Here is a 16,069-nt window from a genome sequence, read left to right as displayed (position 1 = left end):
GAACCTAGGCGACCCGAGGGGCGTGGACCAAACCGCACTGTGCACACAGCTGTGGATAACTTGGGGAAAGTTCACCCAACCGTGTGCAGCCCCTGTGGACAACTTGGGGAAAACCCAGGTCGCCGGGGTCAAATACGCAGATAGATACAGACTTCCGCGTTTTCCCAGGTGTGGATTAAAGAAGTACCGGCGTGTCGGCCGAGTTGAACAGCCGGGCGTGTTGGGTTAACAGCACGTGATCCGCATATGACCTGAATCACATTGCGAGCGGTCGGTTTTACCGGTAATCCACAGGCTGGGTGAGCGGAGCGCTTGTGTGGGTGGAGTGACGCCCCGATTGTCCCGAATGGCGCTCGGCGCCATTCGGCAAATAATTAGCTATAAAGCAGGCCCGGTTGACAGGGCACAGCCGAGGACCACTCCCGTTCAACAGAGGGGAGCGGTCCTCGACGCGATGCCTGAATCAGGCGGCGGTGACCGTGAGGTCGAACTTCGCCACCACATCCGGGTGCAGGTGCACCACGATGCCGTGCTTGCCGGTCGACTTGATGTGCGACTTCGGCAGCTCGATGCTGCGCCTGTCGACGACGGGGCCACCCGCCGCCTTGACGGCCGCCGCGACGTCCGACTGGGTCACCGAGCCGAACAGCTTGCCGGTGCCCGCGGTCTTGACCGCCAGCGAGACCGAGTCCAGGGCCTCGATGGCCTGCTTCAGCTCGTTGGCGTGGTCCAGGTCGCGGACCCGGCGGGCTTCCTGCGCCCGGCGGATGCCCTCGACCTGCTTCTGCGCACCGCGGCTGGCCGCGATCGCCAGGCCGCGCGGCAGCAGGTAGTTGCGGCCGTAGCCGTCCTTGACCTCCACGGTATCGCCGGGGGCACCGAGGTTGTCCACATCAGCAGTCAGAATCAACTTCATTTGTGTGCCTCCCTTTCTCAGCGAGCCGTCGACACGTAAGGCAGCAGCGCGACCTCACGCGAGTTCTTGACCGCAACCGCGATATCGCGCTGGTGCTGCACGCAGTTGCCGGTGACACGGCGGGCGCGGATCTTCCCGCGGTCGCTGACGTACTTGCGCAGCAACGCCGTGTCCTTGTAATCGATGTTGACGGTGCCGGTCTTGCTCTCCTTGCAGAACGCGCAGGCCTTCTTCTTGAGCACCTTTTCGCGCGCGGGCGCTTTAGGCATGGTCTTGTACTCCGTAATCAGTGATGGCCCGAATTCCTGCGGGCCGTTGTGGCCGTTCTCAGAACGGCGGTTCGTCATCCATGCGGCCGCCGCCCCCGAAGGAGCCGGCCGCGGGCGCACTGCCCCAAGGGTCGTCCTCGGCACCGCCGGAACGCCCACCGCTACTACCGGAGGAGGCGTAGTTGCCACCGCCGCCGGAGCCGGACCCGAAGCCGCCGCCTCCGCTGCCGCGGCTGGTCTTGTTGACCTTGGCGGTGGCGTAGCGCAGCGAGGGACCGACCTCGTCGACCTCGAGCTCGACGACCGTGCGCTTCTCACCCTCGCGGGTTTCGTAGGAGCGCTGCTTGAGCCGTCCGCTCACGATGACACGGGAACCTCTGGTCAGGCTTTCGGCGACGTTCTCCGCGGCCTCGCGCCAGATATTGCAGCGCAGGAACAGCGCTTCGCCGTCTTTCCATTCGTTCGAATTACGGTCGAACACACGGGGAGTCGACGCGACGGTGAAATTCGCCACCGCCGCTCCCGCCGGTGTGAATCGAAGCTCCGGGTCGGCCGTCAGATTGCCGATGACGGTGATGACCGTGTCGCCTGCCATGTGGTTCCTCCTGCTCGGTGTGCAGTCCGCGTCTCGCTGTTGCGCTAGAGCCTAGGCACAGGCTCCGACGCAAACGAGAGTTGCCGGACTACTTGTCGTGGCGCAGAACCTTGGTGCGCAGCACCGTCTCGTTCAGACCGAGCTGGCGGTCGAGCTCGCTCACGGTGGCGGGCTCGGCGGTCAGATCGACCACGGCGTAGATGCCCTCGGCGTGCTTGGCGATCTCGTAGGCGAGCCGGCGACGGCCCCAGATGTCGACCTTGTCGATCTTGCCGCCTTCGGTGCGAACGACACTGAGCAGGTTGTCCAGCGACGGACCAACAGTGCGCTCGTCCAGGCTCGGATCGAGGATGACCATCACTTCGTAATGACGCACGGACCAATCACCTCCTGTGGACTAGGAAACGGCCACGGACGGTCCGTGGCAGGAGGGTCGTTGCGTCAGCAACCCGAACAGGCTACATGAGCGGGGCGTGAGCAGTGAAATCGCCCCGCCGAGCCGCCGGGGCGAGCACGGGATCGGTCCGCGCGTTCACCTTCGTGGGGAGGGGAACGGCGGCGCGGCCCGGACCGTCCGCTTAGGGTGGATCCATGCCGACCGCACTCGCCGCCAGCGACCTGCCCGCGGGTGGTGTGCGACGCCGCGCGGCGTTGGCCGTGGTGGTGGTGTTGCTCTGCGGTCTCGTCCTGGGGCTGGCGTACGCGAACAAGGCGCGGTGCGCGGGGGCGCCGTTCGACCGGGACGGGCGCAGCACGGTTTTCGACGTCATCAAGGACTCGGACGTCTGCTATTCGGACATCCAATTCCTCTGGCTGGGCCGAGACATCAACGAGCACGTCTTTCCCTATGTGAGCGGCGGCATCACCGACGGCGGGGCCTTGGTCGGCGGCGCGGTGGAGTACCCGGTGCTCAGCGGCGTGCTGATGTGGCTCGGCGCGGTCGGCGCGCACAACGACGCCGATTTCCTGCGGTACTCCGCGCTGCTGCTCGCGCCGTTCGCGCTGCTGACCGCGTGGATGCTGGCTCGCCTGGCCGGAGGCGCCGCCCTGCTCTGGGCGGCCGGACCGCCGCTGGTGCTCTATGCCTTCCACAACTGGGAGCTCCCGGTGGTCTGCACGGCGGTGGCGGCCGTCTACGTGATGGCGACGTTGACCCGATACTCCGTGCGTACCAGGGGAATCCTGGCCGCGGTGCTGCTCGGCCTCGGGTTCTGCCTCAAGCTGTACCCGGGGATCTTCGTGTTGCCGCTGCTGGCGTACGTGCTGACCGGCGGCGTCGACCGTGCCCCGGAAGAGCGCGAGCGCGGACTCGACCCGTGCGGCGCGCTGCTCACCGCCGCCGCGGCGATCGGCACCGTCGTCGCGGTGAACCTGCCGTTCGCGCTGGTGGGGTACGAGGGCTGGCGCGCGTCGATCACCTTCCAGCAATTGCGTCAGGCCGACATCACCACGAACTCGATCTGGTACTGGGGACTGCGGCCGATGTTCGGCCCGGACGCGCGCGGCGAGGTGGCGTTCCAGCAGGTGGTCACCATCGCCTCGCCGCTGCTGGTGCTCGGGGCGTTCGCACTCGCGATGTGGCTCGGCTGGAAGCGTTACCTGACGGTCGGCGTTTTCCCGTGGGTGGGCGTGAGCGGGGCGATGCTGTGTGGATTCCTGTTGTTCCACAAGGTGCATTCGCCGCAGTACACCCTGTGGCTGGTGCCGTTTCTCGTGCTGCTCGAGGTGCCCTGGTGGCTTATCGGCAGCTATCTCGTCGCCGACGCGGCCATCGGGATCGGGGTGTTCCGCTACTTCTACTCGATGGGTGCGGGCACCTCGGTCGAGCAGATGGAGAACGTCGTCCAATTCGGTGTGTGGGGGCGCGCGAGCCTGCTGATCGTGCTGTTCTTCGTGTTCGTGTGGGCGATGCCCCGAGGGCACCGTTCGACGCCGCCCCCGGTGGCGCGGTCCGACCCCCGCGATCTGGTCCCGGTGGTCTAAGGCCCGCCGTGCCGGGCGCGGAAGGCGGCGCTCTTGGCGCGGTTGCCGCACAGCGTCATGTCACACCAACGGCGCGAGCCGCCCCGGGAAGTGTCCACATAGAGCCGGGTGCATACGGTCCGGCCGCACTCCTTGACGAGTGCCCCGCCACCCAGTAGCTCGATCGCGGAACGGGCGATGGCGGCCAGAGCGGCATCCGCGTCACCGGAGCGGACGACCGCGCCGTCGGTGCCCAGGCTGATCGAGGGCGGTGCTGCCACGGCGAATTCGTTGAGCGTGCGGCGGTCGGCGTCGGCGAAGGCGTTTCCGTGAGCGGCGGCCAGTGCCGACCGATAAGCCGCCTCGCGCAGCCGCACCGCACGCGCGAGGGTGTCCGCGTCGCTGGGCGGGGGATCGTCGAGCAGGTTCGCGGCGGCGATCCAGTCGGCGAGCGCGGCGGGTGTGGTGAGGGCGTCCTCGAACGTGGTCGAGCGCGCCTTGACGGTCCCGGCGAAGTCCAAGGCGAGATTTCCGCTCACGAAGGTGAACACGCCCTCATGGTAACCGCCTTGACAGGTTAGTCCGCAGGATGTCACGGTGTAACCGCCCAAGGTGGTTATTTTCGGGAGGTCCCGTGCAGAGTCGGTTCGCGATGGTGGCCGCGCAGCCGCTGTTCGTCCTGTTGTGGAGCAGTGCGTTCATCGCCGGTGTGATCGGGGTCGGCGCGGCGCCGCCGCTGCTGGTGCTGTTCGTGCGCTTCGCCGTCGCCGGGGTTCTGCTCGTCGCGTACGCGCTGCTGGCGCGGGTCGAGTGGCCGCGCGGAAGTCGACTGCGTCATGTGCTCGTCGCCGGGTTACTGATGCAGATGGTCCAGTTCGGCGCGTTCTACACGGCCATGGCCGAGCACGTCTCGGCCGCGGTGATCGCGCTCGTGCAGGGCTTGAATCCGGTGGTCATCGCCCTGTGCGCGGGGCTGATCGGCGAAGTCGTCACCTTGCGGCAGTGGTTCGGCTTCGGTGTCGGGGGGATCGGAGTCGCGCTGGCCGTGTTCGACCAGTCCCACTTCTCCCTGACCGGATTGGCGTTGTGCGTGGTGGGGTTGCTCGGGCTGAGCCTGGGCACCGTGTACCAGAAACGGTTCGTTCCCGCCATCGATCCAAGGGCCGCCACGGCGTTGCACGTGGTGGTGAGCGCGCCGATCGCGGGGGCGCTGGCCTGGCTGTCGGGCCAGACGCACGTGTCGGACGCGGGTCGCTTCGCCGGGTCGCTCACCTGGATGGTGCTGGTGAACTCCATGGCCGCGTTCCTGCTGTTCAACGCCATGCTGCGCCGCTGGGACGCGACCAGGGTTGGCAAGCTGTTCTTCGCGACGCCCGCCGTGACCGCGATCCTGGCCTGGCTGCTGATCGATCAGCCGTTGCGAATGCTGACGGTCGCCGGGCTCGGCATCGGCCTGGTCGGTTTGGTGTTCGCCGCGCGCACGCCGACCGGCTCGGCGGTCGTGGCGCGGCAGCCCGTGCCCGCGGCGCGGTGACCTACTTGCGCCCCGCCTGCCACTGCATGCCCCACTGGTAGGCCTGGTCGAGTTCGCGCTGGGCGCCGTTGACGTAATGCACTTCGCGGTGCACGGTGATCCCGGCCCCCTGGTTCAGCAGCAGGGCGATGGCGCACGAGCGCGCGCCGTCCACCGGAGAGTCGAGGCGGACCTCGATCTGCGGACCGGACGTGGGGTAGAGCGTGACCACGCCGTCGGCGGCGGCCCAGTTGGGCACGCCCTCGTAGATGAAGGCGAAGATCAGGATGCGCCGGAACAACTCGGGCCGGGCGAGGTCGATGTGCATGTTCTCGCCCGTCGTCGCCGAACCGCTGCGGTCGTCGCCGTCGAGCCGGATGTAGGGCTCGGCCTCCAGAGTGCCGAAATTGTTCCCGATCGCCTGGACGACGCCCTTGGCTCCGGTGGACAGTTCGTAGAGGCAGCCGAGGTCCAGGTCGACGGGCTTGGACCGGCGGAAGAATCCCTTGGATCCGCTCGACCAGTTCAGGTTGACCCGCATGGTGCCCTGTTGCTCACCCGGCTTGGTCAGATTGATGCTGGGCGTCGCCTTCGACAGGGTCACCTTGGACAGGTTGACGCCGCCAGGGTTGGCGTTGATCGCCATGGCGCGATCCCCCCTCTGTGGAAACGAGAGCGGCAGCGGCCATCCGCTGGGATGGGGCCGCTGCCGCAACGGGTCTTCGGCTGCTTGCCGGGAATCAGCCTACCGGCGTGGGTTCCCGTTCGCTGTCCAGTTCCTCCTCGTCCGCTCGGCCGTTGCGGACGATGCTGGTGAGGAATGCCGCGCCGATGAACGCGACGCCGACCAGGCCGGTGACGATCTCGTTGATGTGCACGCCGATCGAGACCAGCAGGATGGCCGCGAGCGCGCCGATCGCCCAGTGCGCGCCGTGCTCCAGGTAGACGTACTCCGACAGGGTGCCCTTGCGGACCAGGTACACCGTGATCGACCGGACGAACATGGCGCCGATCAGGCCGAGGCCGAGCGCGATGATGATCGGGTCGGAGGTGATGGCGAACGCGCCGATCACGCCGTCGAAGGAGAACGACGCGTCGAGCACCTCCAGGTAGAGGAACAGGAAGAAGCCCGCCTTACCGGTGGCCTTCGCCAGCTCGGAGGGGCCGCCCTCGGTGTGCTCCTCGGTGTGGAACATGGAGCCGAGGCCGTCCACCGCGATGTAGGTGATCATGCCGAGCAGGCCCGCCACCAGGACGGTCGAGCGGTGCGCCTCGTCGGCGATGAACTCCGCGGTGAGGATCAGGCCGCCGCCTGCGACCACCACGGAGAGCATGTCCAGCTTGCCCGCCTTGGCCAGCGGCCGTTCCAGCCAGCTCAGCCAGGTGATGTCGCGTTCCTCGAAGATGAAGTTGAGGAACAGCAGCGCCAGGAACATGCCGCCGAACGCCGCGATCTGCGGGTGCGCGTCGGTGAGCAGTTTCTCGTAGCTGGGGCTGCCGTCCGGGAAGGTCAGCGCGTCGCCCGGAGGCGGGTTGAGGGCCAGGTCGAAGGCCCGCACCGGGTCCAGCCCGGCCGTGATCCACACGATGGCCAGCGGGAAGACCAGCCGCATGCCGAAAACGGCGATCAACACGCCGATGGTGAGGAAGATCCGCTGCCAGAAAGCGCTCATGCGTTCGAGAACGGTGGCGTTGATCACGGCGTTGTCGAACGAGAGGGACACCTCGAGGATGCCGAGGATCGCGGCGAGCGCGAGGGCGGTCGGTCCGCCATACACGACAGCAGCGATGAGCGAGAGCACCGTGACGACGAGGGACATGCCGAATATGCGCAGGACCACGCTGGGACCTTTCGTGAGTGAAGACTTGGCGGCGACGTTGCTACCAGCGTGGCCGCTGGATCGCCGGTTGTCCAACGCTGCTCCCAGGGCGCCGGCATGCCTGGGCCGCATGACGAGGGGGCCCGTCGCCGGGCCCCCTGCGAACAGCGAAGTGTTGCTTAGACGTTCACGCCGTAGTCACGGGCGATGCCCGCCAGACCGGAGGCGTAACCCTGGCCGATCGCGCGGAACTTCCACTCCGCGCCGTTGCGGTACAGCTCGCCGAAGACCATGGCGGTCTCGGTCGACGCGTCCTCGGTGAGGTCGTAGCGGGCGAGCTCCTCGCCGTTGCTGCGATCCACGACGCGGATGTAGGCGTTGCGGACCTGGCCGAAGGACTGCGAGCGGGAGTCGGCGTCGTAGATCGAGACCGGGAAGAAGATGCTCTCGATCGTGGGCGGGGTGTTTGCCAGGTCGACGTTGATGACCTCGTCGTCGCCCTCGCCCTCGCCGGTCCGGTTGTCGCCCGCGTGCTCGATCGCGCCCTCGGGCGAGCGCAGGTTGTTGAAGAAGACGAAGTGCTGGTCGGACAGGACCTTCTTGTCCGCGCCGGTCGCGATGGCGCTGGCGTCGAGGTCGAAGTCGGTGCCGGTGGTGGTCCGCACATCCCACCCGAGGCCGACTGCAACAGCAGTGAGGTTAGGCGCCGCCTTGGTCAGCGAGACATTGCCGCCCTTGGACAAACTGACACCCATGCGGGATTCCCTTTCAATAGTCCGTCATTGGTTCCCAGCATGTCCGAATCGCCGGGTACGTCATACGACAGTAGTAGGTTTCCGCGAACTTGCGTAGGAACCGGCGTAACCCCCGGCGAACAGGAAGATCTCCTACCATCGGGGCGTGGCAGGGCGAAGGCGCGGTTGGTTCCGTTCGTCGGGAAACGACGAGTGGATCGAACATGCCCGCGCGACGCTGGCGACGGCGTTCCTCGACATGGATCGGCGACAGAGCGCGGCCGACGCGGCGGTGCACGCCGCCGATCAGATCTTCCCCGAGCGGCGAACGGGCGCGCGCTGGGAACCGGTGCGCCACAAGTGTTATGGCGCCGCGGAGGTCTATCTGACGCTGAGCGCGGAATTGGAGGCCGCGCAGCAGGGCGGGCCGCCGGTCCCGCAGGGCGGGCAACGCGTCGACGCCGCGGTACGGCAACTGGCCGACGCGGCGCGCGCCGTCGACGAGTTCTATCGCGGCGACCAGGGCAAGCTCGAAGAGGCGGTGGCCGTGCTCGGCGCGGTGCCGCGGTTGGCGCAGCAGGTGAAGGCCGCCGCGGCCGAGGTGCGCGGCCGGGCCGCCGAGTCGGAGTTCGCGAACTATCCGTCGGTGCGCAAGGGCGCCACCGCGGTCGATGAGGCGCTGGTCACACTGGAGGCGTCGGGTTCCGGCGCACCCGCGGGCACGGTGCGGGAGGCCGCGAACCGGCTGGAGACGGCCACCAGGGAGCTGACGGATGCGTTGGCGCAAGCTCCATCTCGGGCCGCGGCCGCGAACACCGCTATCTCCTCGGTGACAACCCGCCTTGCCGCCGTCCGGACCAGGGCCGAAGGCGTTCCGCAGGCCTTCTCGGCGCTGCTGCGCGAGTTCAATGCTGCGAGTTCGGCCGATCTGGCTAACAATGAGCGGGAAAGCCAGCGAGCCATCGAGGCCGCGGCCGCGGCCTTGGGCAGGGCGCGTACGGCGGCGGCGGAGAACAATCCGGAGTTTGCACTTGATCTGACCACATCCGCGCGCGGGTTCCTCGCCGAGGCCGAGCAGCGAGTCGACGCCGTCACCAAGCGGCTCACCTCGCTGCGTGTGATCCGGTCCGACCCGCAAGAACAGGCCAAGGCCGTACGATTCCGGCTGCGGGACGCGCAGATGCTCGCGGTGAGCCGCGGGCTGGTCGCCGAATGGGGTTCGGTGCTCGACGCGCAAGCGGCACGGATCGACCGAATCAGCGAAACACTGTCGGGGCGTCATCCCGACTACTGGGCCTATGTGACGGAACTGAATGCCGTTACGGAATTCATAGCCGGGGTAGTGGAACGAATGAGAAGACAAGCAGGACCACGACGAGAATGAGGATGGGGCAACGATGACCGCAGGCATCGCCGTCCAGCAGGAGGTTTCCCTGCGGAAGCGAATGCCGCTGCGCCACTTCCGGCAGTTGCACGGCCCAGAGGCGAGGCGACTCTTCCACCGGCAGCCCGAGCCGTTCGGCGACGACCACACCGATCGCGAGTTGCTCGCGGTCGGGCTCGGCGCGACGCTGTATGCGCCCGCGACCAGGCCCGATCTCGCGCTGACGATCGGCAGGCGCGCCGAGCACGGGGTGTGTTCGATGGTGATCGACCTCGAGGACGCGGTGGCCGATCACGAGGTGGAGTACGCCAAGCAACAGACCGTCGCCGCGCTCGATCTGCTCGCGGGCAGCCACGACGCCAACCCCCTGTTGTTCGTCCGGGTGCGCGACGCGGACACGATCACCGAACTCATCGAGCAACTCGGACCGGGCGCCAAGGTGCTGACCGGGTTCGTGTTCCCGAAGTTCGACAGTGTCACCGGACCGAAGTACCTCAACGCGCTGAACGTAGCGGCCCAGCGGGTGGGCAGGCCGCTGTACGGGATGCCGGTGCTGGAGTCGGCGGTGCTGGTGCACCGGGAGACCCGCGATTACGAGCTCACCCAGATCGCGGCGCTGCTGGCCGCGCATCGAGACCGGGTGCTCGCGGTGCGGGTGGGCGCGACCGACATGTGCTCGACGTTCGGCATCCGCCGCGACCGCGACCTGACCATCTACGACGTACGCGTGGTCGCCGACGTCATCGCCGATATCGTGAACTACCTGGGGCGCGCGGACGGTACCGGGTTCGTCATCACGGGGCCGGTGTGGGAGTACTTCGCCGATCACGAACGGATGTTCCGGCCGCTGCTGCGGACCGCGCCGTTCGAGGAGTCCGACGCGGTGCCGTTCCGGCAGTACCTGGTCAGCCGGGATCTGGACGGCTTGCTGCGGGAGATCACGCTGGACCGGGCCAACGGCATTCAGGGCAAGACGGTGATCCACCCGTCGCACGTGTCCGCCGTGCACGCGCTGTCCGTGGTGTCGCACGAGGAGTACTCGGACGCGCTGGACATCCTGCGCGAGGACGTCGGCGGCGTGGCGGCCTCCGGTTACCGGAACAAGATGAACGAGATGCGGCCGCATCGCAGTTGGGCGCGACAGACCTTGTTGCGCGCACGGGTGTTCGGCGTGGCGAACAAGGGAGTGTCGTTCGTGGATCTGCTTACCGCGATGGTCACCGTATGAGCGGCCGAGCGACCGAACTCGATAGCAGCGAAATCCCCTGGGCGACAAGAACTCTCGGAATATCGCTGCATCACGACCCGGTGCGCGAACGCGATTCGGACCGGCTGCGCTCGGCGCGGCTGCCGATCACGGCGCTGGTCCAGCCGGGTGTTCGCCACAACAACCGGCGCCGGGCGCACCTGTTGGTCTCCACCGTGCTCGGCAAGCACCTGCCGACCGATCCGCGGGTGGTGCTCGGCGCGGGCGATCAGCTGGGTGATCTGGTGCGCGCGGTGCTCGGTGAACGCGAAGCCGTCGTGCTCGGGTTCGCCGAGACCGCGACGGGACTCGGCCACTGTGTGGCCGCGCGGATCGGCGCGAGCTGTTATCTCCATTCGACCCGGCGCGAGGTGCCGCACGCGCAGACGCTCGCCGGATTCGAGGAGGGGCATTCGCATGCCACCTCGCACCTGTTGCAACCGGCGCCGGCCGACATCTTCGTCAACGATCTGCCGCTGGTGCTCGTCGACGACGAGATCTCTACCGGCGCCACGGCGATCGATGCGGTGCGCGCGTTGCACGCCTTCTCGCCGCGCGCCCACTACGTGCTCGCGTCGCTGGTCGACCTGCGCACCGAGGCCGACCGTGCCGCATTCGACACCGCCGCGGCGGAACTCGGGGCGCGGATCGACACGGTCTGTCTCGCCGCAGGCCGGGCGTCGCTGCCCCCGGAGCTGGTCGACGCCGTCGGGGCGCTCCCGGAGCCGCGGTTGAATCCGACCGCGGGACATCTCGGCTCGTTCCGCCGGATGGAACTACCGTGGCCCGCTTCCGTTCCGGAGGGCGGCAGGCACGGCGTACTCGCCTCCGACACCGGTGCGTTCGAGGCCGCGCTGCTGGACGCGGAGCAGGTGCTGGCCGCCCGGCTCGCCACCGATTTCCCGGGCCGGGCCGTCATCGTGCTCGGGCACGAGGAGTTGATGTATCTGCCGTTGCGGCTGGCGGCGCTGCTCGCCGACACGGGGACGCCGACGCGCTTCCAGACCACCACGCGATCGCCCGCCTACGTGCTGGACGAGCCAGGGTATCCGTTGCGGCGCGGATTCCGGTTCATCGCGCCCGAACCGGGCGACCCTGCGCCGCGCTATCTGTACAACGCGCACTGGCCGGTGACTCTCGACGTGTTCGAGGCGGACCTCGCCGGGTCGGGCGCGCTGCTCGCCGCTCCGCCGCGCCGCGACGAGGCCGCCTGCGCGATTACCGATGACGGTGTCGGCAGTGGTGCCGATGGCGACGGCCCGGCCGCCGATCCGGTGCTCGTCGTGGTGGTCGACTCACCCGCCGACACGGCGGAGTTGATGGCCGAGCACGGGTTGGTGGACGTGCTGACCGCTTCCGGCGCGGACGTGCTGCTCGCGGTGCTGCCGGAGGCGGACCCGCGGCGGCTGCACGCCGAACGCGCGACAGCGGCCGGGAGCCGGGCGTGACGAGTACCAGGGTGGGTGCGCTACCCACGCCGCTGCACGGGCCGGAGTTCGGCTCCTACGCCGCCGACGAGGTCTCCTGGCTGCTCAAGGACCTGTCGGGCGTCGATCTGGAGGCCGACGTCGCGGAGCGGGAACGGCGGATCCAGGCGGGGCAGGCGCACTACGCGGAGTCGCTGCCGATCGAGTACCAGCCGGACGCGACGTATCGGTCGCTGTTCGACGAGGTGCTGACGGCCAGCGCCGAGCGGCTCGCGCTGGCCGTGGCGACCGTGTCCGAGCTGGTCGTCGCCGAACGCGGTGAGGACATCGTCCTGGCGTCGCTGGCGCGGGCGGGCACGCCGGTCGGGATTCTGATGCGTCGCTGGCTGCGTTCGCGGCGTCCGAGCCTCGAGATTCCGCACTACGCGGTGTCGATCGTGCGGGATCGCGGCATCGACGCGGTGGCGCTGGACTACCTGGCCGAGCAGCACGATCCCTCCTCGGTCGTGTTCATCGACGGATGGACCGGCAAAGGGGCGATCACCCGCGAGCTGACCGAGGCGCTGGACGCCTATCACGCGGCCGGTGGCGCGCGGTTCGACGACGAGTTGGTGGTGCTGGCCGATCCCGGGCACTGCGTGCGCACCTACGGCACCCGCGACGACTTCCTGATCGCCTCGGCCTGCTTGAATTCCACCGTTTCCGGCCTGGTCTCGCGCACGGTCCTCAACGACACGCTGATCGGCCCCGGTGATTTCCACGGCGCGAAGTTCTACCGCGAACTGGCCGGTGCGGACGTGTCCGGACGTCTGCTGGACGTCGTGAGCGGCGCCTTCGACGCGATCCGCGACCGGGTGCCCGCGGAGGTGGCCGCGGTTCGCGCGAGTGACCGGACGCCCACCTGGTCCGGCTGGGCGTCGGTGGAGCAGGTGCGCGAGCGGTACGGCATCGCCGGCGTGAACTTCGTGAAGCCCGGCGTCGGCGAGACCACTCGGGTGCTGCTGCGACGGGTGCCGTGGCGGGTGCTGGTGCGCGAGGCGGACGCCCCGGAGCACGCGCACATCCGGATGCTCGCCGCGGCCCGGGGTGTCCCGGTCGAAGTCGTCGCCGACCTGGCATATTCGTGCATGGGATTGATCAAGGACGTGCAGCAGTGAACCTATCTCCGAAAGCACACCGAAGACGCGCGCTGATCGCGACCGACCTGGACCGGACGATGATCTACTCGCGTAACGCCTTCAGCACCACCGCCGACGTGCCGACGGTCTGCGTGGAGCATCTGGAAGGGGCGCCGCTGTCGTTCATGACCACCACCGCGGCGCTGCGGATGCAGACCCTGACCGAACCCGCCGCCGTCGTTCCCACCACCACCCGCACCATCAAACAGTTCGACCGCATCCGGCTGCCCGGAGCGCCCTGGCGCTACGCGATCACCAGCAACGGCGGGAACATCCTGGTCGACGGCGTGCCCGATCTGAGCTGGCGCATCGATATCGACGCCAAGGTCCGTGCGGGAGGCGCCACCCTGTCCGAGGTGAGCAAGGAATTGCACGCCCGCATCGATGACTCCTGGGTCACCAAGTTCCGCGTGGCCGACCACCTCTTCTGCTATCTGGTGGTGAAGCCCAAGGAGGTGCCCGAGGGATTCCTGGCCGAGTGGGACGACTGGTGTCGTCTACGCGGCTGGTCGGCGTCCCAGCAGGGCCGCAAGATCTACACCATGCCGCAGGCCGTCTGCAAGAGCCGCGCGGTCGACGAGGTGCGCAAGCGCCTCTGGGAAGGCGGAGAACTCGCCGACGATGCCCGCACGCTCGCCGCGGGCGACGGCGCCCTCGACGCCGACATGCTGCGCGCCGCCGACTCCGCCATCCGCCCCCGCCACGGCGAACTCGAACAACTCAACTGGACCCACCCCAACCTCACCATCACCCGAGCCACCGGCATCCTGGCGGGCGAGGAAATCATCAACTGGTTCATCAAGGCAGCTCCGATGCCTTCCGCGTAGCCGGCACGACATCCGTCGGCCCGGTGCCTGACGATCAGGTTCGTCTCATGCCGGTTCGAAGGTGGACTTGAAGTCCGGGCATTCGACCAAGGGGTCGTGGGTGCAGGTGGAGGCGTGGCGGAGGCTGTCGCGCATGCGGAGGAGGCGGGTGATGTCGTCGTCCAGTTGCCTGGCTTTCTCCGCCATGCGGGTGCGTAGTTCGGCGTCGGTGGGGGAGGCGCGCAGGAAGCGGGCTATCTCGGCGAGGGTGAAACCGGCGCCGCGGGCGCAGGCGATGAGGGCGAGGCGGCCGAGGATGTCGGGGTGGTAGGTGCGGCGCAGGCCGTTGCGGCCGGTGGCGGTGATCAGCCCGCGTTTCTCGTAGAAGCGCAGTGCGGAAGGGGCGAGGCCGGTTCGCTCGCCGACTTCGGCGATATCGAGCAGGTCGTTCATCTCGTCTCCTTGACTTGAACCGCGCTTCAAGTCACAGACTAACTCGCATGACGATCCATCACCTCAATTGCGGCTCGGTTCGGCGGATCGAAGCCACCTACGACGGACCAGCGCCCGCCCATGCCGTGAACCACTGCCTGCTGGTCGAGACGGCATCCGACGGCCTGGTCCTGATCGAGACGGGCATCGGGCTCGATGACGTGCGTGACCCGGCGGGCACGCTCGGGGCGGACTGGGTGGCGATGGCCCAGCCCGTGCTCACCGAGGACGAGACGGCGATACGGCAGGTCCAGCGGCTCGGCTACGACCCCGTCGACGTCCGGCACATCATCCTCACCCACCTCGACGTGGACCACTGCGGCGGACTGCCCGACTTCCCGCACGCACGGGTCCACGTGCTCGCCGCGGAACTCGCGGCGGCGCGGGCCGAAGCGCCCAGCTTCCGCTACCGTCCCGCGCACTGGGCCCACGACCCGCTCTGGCAGACCTACCCGTCGGACCCGACGGGACAGTGGTTCGGCTTCGACGCGATCCAACCGAAGGACCTGCCCGGCGACTTCCAGTTGATTCCGCTGGGCGGGCACACCGCGGGCCACACCGGCATAGCGGTCCGCGAAGGCGAACGTTGGCTGCTGCACTGCGGCGACGCGTACTACTACCATCGCGAACTCGATCCGGCGCCGCAGCCCCACCCGGTGCTCGACATCGTGCAGACCACCTCCGAGGTCCACCACGACCTGCGACTGGGCACCCAGGCGCGGCTGCGCGAACTGCACCGCGATCACGGCGACGAGGTCACCTTGATCAGCGCGCACGACCCGTGGGAGTTCCAGCGCGCGAGCTGAACTCATCGACGCTGCCAGCACTGTGCCCGGTCGCCGAGATTCCACCACGAGACGTAGCCGGGGTCCTGGTCGAGCAGAGTCCACCCGGCCTCGAGCGCGTCGAAGAACGCCCTGTCGGCCGTGCGCCCGCCGCGCGGTTCGCCGATGTAGACCAGCAGCGAGCCGCCCGCGTCCTGGTAGGCGGTGAGCGTCGTCGAAGCCATGGGGTTCTCCCACCCGGGCGGCCAGCAGAGGAACAGCGCGTCGTCGGCGTGGGCGGCGGCGAGATCGGCGGTCGAGGCGGGTGCCGTCGCGGTGGGGTGCCAGGTCGCGGGCAGTCCCGCGGCGGCGGGGAACGCCGTGTTGGCTGCCCGGTCCGGCGGGTGTGAGTCGAAAGCATTTGTGGGCACACCCATTCGGGTGAGTTGGTAGGCCCAATAGCCGCGCCCGGCGCCGACTTCCAGCACCGGTTGGCCCTGCGCCACGTCCGCTATCCAGCGCAGTGTCGCGGGCGAGGGGATCGCGTAGGCGTAGGCGGCTTGCAGCAGGATCTGCGCGTACGCCAGTCGCGCACTGCCTTTCGGGTTCCCACCGTTCACCTCGGAGCGGTTCGCGCGCTCCCACGGCCCTGGCGATACCGCTGCGGCGACGATGTCCCAGTACGGGTTCGTGCTCGCGCCACCGGTCATATAGTGCAGCAGGTGCAGGTCGAACGTGGCGTCGGCGATGTCGTCCCCGGTGCCGGGCAACCGGCCCGCGGCGGCCCAGTAGTCGGCGACCCGCGGATACGCTGTCGCGAAGCGGAATTCGTCGTGGGCCGGGTGCGTCAGCGCCGTGCGACGCTGCGCCGAAAGCGCCGAGTCAGCCATGACCCGATTCTGCGCCGACCGTGCACCGGCGCCGGTGCACATCGAGACGAGTTCACCGTTCCGTCGCGAATCC

The 16,069-nt window shown here is 68.4% G+C and carries 18 protein-coding genes; 8 read left to right on the top strand and 10 right to left on the bottom strand.

The window, feature by feature from the left end; genetic code table 11:
• Positions 1-463: 463 nt before the first annotated feature.
• The 4 genes from rplI to rpsF form a co-directional block, all read right to left on the bottom strand.
• The gene (gene rplI, locus ABZ420_RS17975) at positions 464-916 is read right to left on the bottom strand and encodes a 50S ribosomal protein L9 (protein WP_357123642.1); all 453 of its coding nucleotides are present in this window, start codon (positions 914-916) and stop codon (positions 464-466) included.
• 17 nt (positions 917-933) lie between these two features.
• On the bottom strand, positions 934-1,185 hold the full coding sequence (gene rpsR / locus ABZ420_RS17970; RefSeq protein WP_040871322.1) for a 30S ribosomal protein S18: 252 nt from the start codon (positions 1,183-1,185) through the stop codon (positions 934-936).
• Between the two features lie 58 nt (positions 1,186-1,243).
• Positions 1,244-1,780, bottom strand: coding sequence for a single-stranded DNA-binding protein (locus ABZ420_RS17965; protein WP_040871221.1), 537 nt, complete (start codon positions 1,778-1,780; stop codon positions 1,244-1,246).
• Positions 1,781-1,868: 88 nt separating this feature from the next.
• Positions 1,869-2,156 carry a 30S ribosomal protein S6 gene (gene rpsF / locus ABZ420_RS17960; RefSeq protein WP_040871220.1) on the bottom strand — a complete coding sequence of 96 codons (288 nt, stop codon included), beginning with the start codon at positions 2,154-2,156 and terminating at the stop codon, positions 1,869-1,871.
• A 215-nt stretch (positions 2,157-2,371) separates the two neighbouring features.
• Between rpsF and ABZ420_RS17955 the strand changes: the two genes are divergently transcribed.
• Positions 2,372-3,763, top strand: coding sequence for a hypothetical protein (locus ABZ420_RS17955; RefSeq protein ID WP_357123639.1), 1,392 nt, complete (start codon positions 2,372-2,374; stop codon positions 3,761-3,763).
• On the opposite strand, the gene ABZ420_RS17950 is transcribed toward ABZ420_RS17955, so the two are convergent.
• Positions 3,760-4,293, bottom strand: coding sequence for a CGNR zinc finger domain-containing protein (locus ABZ420_RS17950; protein ID WP_357123636.1), 534 nt, complete (start codon positions 4,291-4,293; stop codon positions 3,760-3,762). The genes ABZ420_RS17955 and ABZ420_RS17950 overlap by 4 nt on opposite strands.
• A gap of 83 nt (positions 4,294-4,376) precedes the next feature.
• Here ABZ420_RS17950 and ABZ420_RS17945 point away from each other — a divergent pair, with 83 nt between their 5' ends.
• Positions 4,377-5,276, top strand: a complete 900-nt coding sequence (locus tag ABZ420_RS17945) for a DMT family transporter (protein ID WP_357123633.1) — start codon at positions 4,377-4,379, stop codon at positions 5,274-5,276.
• Between the two features lies 1 nt (position 5,277).
• On the opposite strand, the gene ABZ420_RS17940 is transcribed toward ABZ420_RS17945, so the two are convergent.
• From ABZ420_RS17940 to ABZ420_RS17930, 3 genes are all read right to left on the bottom strand, one after another.
• The gene (locus ABZ420_RS17940; RefSeq protein ID WP_062966718.1) at positions 5,278-5,901 is read right to left on the bottom strand and encodes a Tellurium resistance; all 624 of its coding nucleotides are present in this window, start codon (positions 5,899-5,901) and stop codon (positions 5,278-5,280) included.
• Positions 5,902-5,995: 94 nt separating this feature from the next.
• The gene (locus ABZ420_RS17935) at positions 5,996-7,096 is read right to left on the bottom strand and encodes a DUF475 domain-containing protein (RefSeq protein ID WP_040871216.1); all 1,101 of its coding nucleotides are present in this window, start codon (positions 7,094-7,096) and stop codon (positions 5,996-5,998) included.
• Between the two features lie 158 nt (positions 7,097-7,254).
• Positions 7,255-7,830 carry a TerD family protein gene (locus ABZ420_RS17930; protein WP_062966714.1) on the bottom strand — a complete coding sequence of 192 codons (576 nt, stop codon included), beginning with the start codon at positions 7,828-7,830 and terminating at the stop codon, positions 7,255-7,257.
• A gap of 145 nt (positions 7,831-7,975) precedes the next feature.
• Between ABZ420_RS17930 and ABZ420_RS17925 the strand changes: the two genes are divergently transcribed.
• From ABZ420_RS17925 to ABZ420_RS17905, 5 genes are read left to right on the top strand one after another with little or no spacing between them, the layout of a single operon-like run.
• Positions 7,976-9,193: a hypothetical protein gene (locus tag ABZ420_RS17925; protein WP_357123629.1), complete on the top strand. Its 1,218-nt coding sequence runs from the start codon at positions 7,976-7,978 to the stop codon at positions 9,191-9,193.
• A 13-nt stretch (positions 9,194-9,206) separates the two neighbouring features.
• Positions 9,207-10,421 (top strand): HpcH/HpaI aldolase/citrate lyase family protein, encoded by a 1,215-nt coding sequence (locus ABZ420_RS17920; RefSeq protein WP_357123626.1) that lies wholly within the window; start codon positions 9,207-9,209, stop codon positions 10,419-10,421.
• Positions 10,418-11,887: a phosphoribosyltransferase domain-containing protein gene (locus ABZ420_RS17915; RefSeq protein ID WP_357123623.1), complete on the top strand. Its 1,470-nt coding sequence runs from the start codon at positions 10,418-10,420 to the stop codon at positions 11,885-11,887. Before ABZ420_RS17920 ends, ABZ420_RS17915 begins: the two co-directional genes overlap by 4 nt.
• Entirely contained in the window at positions 11,884-13,023 is a 1,140-nt protein-coding gene (locus ABZ420_RS17910) for a cysteine protease StiP family protein (protein WP_357123620.1), read from the top strand. The genes ABZ420_RS17915 and ABZ420_RS17910 overlap by 4 nt, the downstream gene beginning before the upstream one ends.
• A 59-nt stretch (positions 13,024-13,082) precedes the next feature.
• On the top strand, positions 13,083-13,871 hold the full coding sequence (locus ABZ420_RS17905; protein ID WP_357123827.1) for an HAD family hydrolase: 789 nt from the start codon (positions 13,083-13,085) through the stop codon (positions 13,869-13,871).
• A gap of 45 nt (positions 13,872-13,916) precedes the next feature.
• Here ABZ420_RS17905 and ABZ420_RS17900 read toward each other — a convergent pair whose 3' ends face one another.
• Entirely contained in the window at positions 13,917-14,303 is a 387-nt protein-coding gene (locus ABZ420_RS17900; RefSeq protein ID WP_357123617.1) for a MerR family transcriptional regulator, read from the bottom strand.
• 47 nt (positions 14,304-14,350) lie between these two features.
• Here ABZ420_RS17900 and ABZ420_RS17895 point away from each other — a divergent pair, with 47 nt between their 5' ends.
• Positions 14,351-15,148: an MBL fold metallo-hydrolase gene (locus ABZ420_RS17895; protein WP_357123614.1), complete on the top strand. Its 798-nt coding sequence runs from the start codon at positions 14,351-14,353 to the stop codon at positions 15,146-15,148.
• Between the two features lie 2 nt (positions 15,149-15,150).
• Here the strand turns inward: ABZ420_RS17895 and ABZ420_RS17890 are convergent, their stop codons facing one another.
• Positions 15,151-15,996, bottom strand: a complete 846-nt coding sequence (locus ABZ420_RS17890) for a hypothetical protein (protein WP_357123611.1) — start codon at positions 15,994-15,996, stop codon at positions 15,151-15,153.
• Positions 15,997-16,069 lie beyond the last annotated feature (73 nt).

It is taken from the genome of Nocardia sp. NPDC005745, from assembly GCF_040630775.1.
Classification (GTDB): domain Bacteria; phylum Actinomycetota; class Actinomycetes; order Mycobacteriales; family Mycobacteriaceae; genus Nocardia.
This window is presented reverse-complemented; position numbering and strand designations above follow the sequence as displayed.

Excerpts from the sequence above, each read along its gene's own strand:
- rplI (WP_357123642.1), bottom strand. The coding sequence starts at position 916 with ATGAAGTTGATTCTGACTGCTGATGTGGACAACCTCGGTGCCCCCGGC.
- rpsR (WP_040871322.1), bottom strand. The coding sequence starts at position 1,185 with ATGCCTAAAGCGCCCGCGCGCGAAAAGGTGCTCAAGAAGAAGGCCTGC.
- ABZ420_RS17965 (WP_040871221.1), bottom strand. The coding sequence starts at position 1,780 with ATGGCAGGCGACACGGTCATCACCGTCATCGGCAATCTGACGGCCGAC.
- ABZ420_RS17955 (WP_357123639.1), top strand. The coding sequence starts at position 2,372 with ATGCCGACCGCACTCGCCGCCAGCGACCTGCCCGCGGGTGGTGTGCGA.
- ABZ420_RS17940 (WP_062966718.1), bottom strand. The coding sequence starts at position 5,901 with ATGGCGATCAACGCCAACCCTGGCGGCGTCAACCTGTCCAAGGTGACC.
- ABZ420_RS17930 (WP_062966714.1), bottom strand. The coding sequence starts at position 7,830 with ATGGGTGTCAGTTTGTCCAAGGGCGGCAATGTCTCGCTGACCAAGGCG.
- ABZ420_RS17920 (WP_357123626.1), top strand. The coding sequence starts at position 9,207 with ATGACCGCAGGCATCGCCGTCCAGCAGGAGGTTTCCCTGCGGAAGCGA.
- ABZ420_RS17915 (WP_357123623.1), top strand. The coding sequence starts at position 10,418 with ATGAGCGGCCGAGCGACCGAACTCGATAGCAGCGAAATCCCCTGGGCG.
- ABZ420_RS17905 (WP_357123827.1), top strand. The coding sequence starts at position 13,083 with ATGATCTACTCGCGTAACGCCTTCAGCACCACCGCCGACGTGCCGACG.
- ABZ420_RS17900 (WP_357123617.1), bottom strand. The coding sequence starts at position 14,303 with ATGAACGACCTGCTCGATATCGCCGAAGTCGGCGAGCGAACCGGCCTC.
- ABZ420_RS17895 (WP_357123614.1), top strand. The coding sequence starts at position 14,351 with ATGACGATCCATCACCTCAATTGCGGCTCGGTTCGGCGGATCGAAGCC.
- ABZ420_RS17890 (WP_357123611.1), bottom strand. The coding sequence starts at position 15,996 with ATGGCTGACTCGGCGCTTTCGGCGCAGCGTCGCACGGCGCTGACGCAC.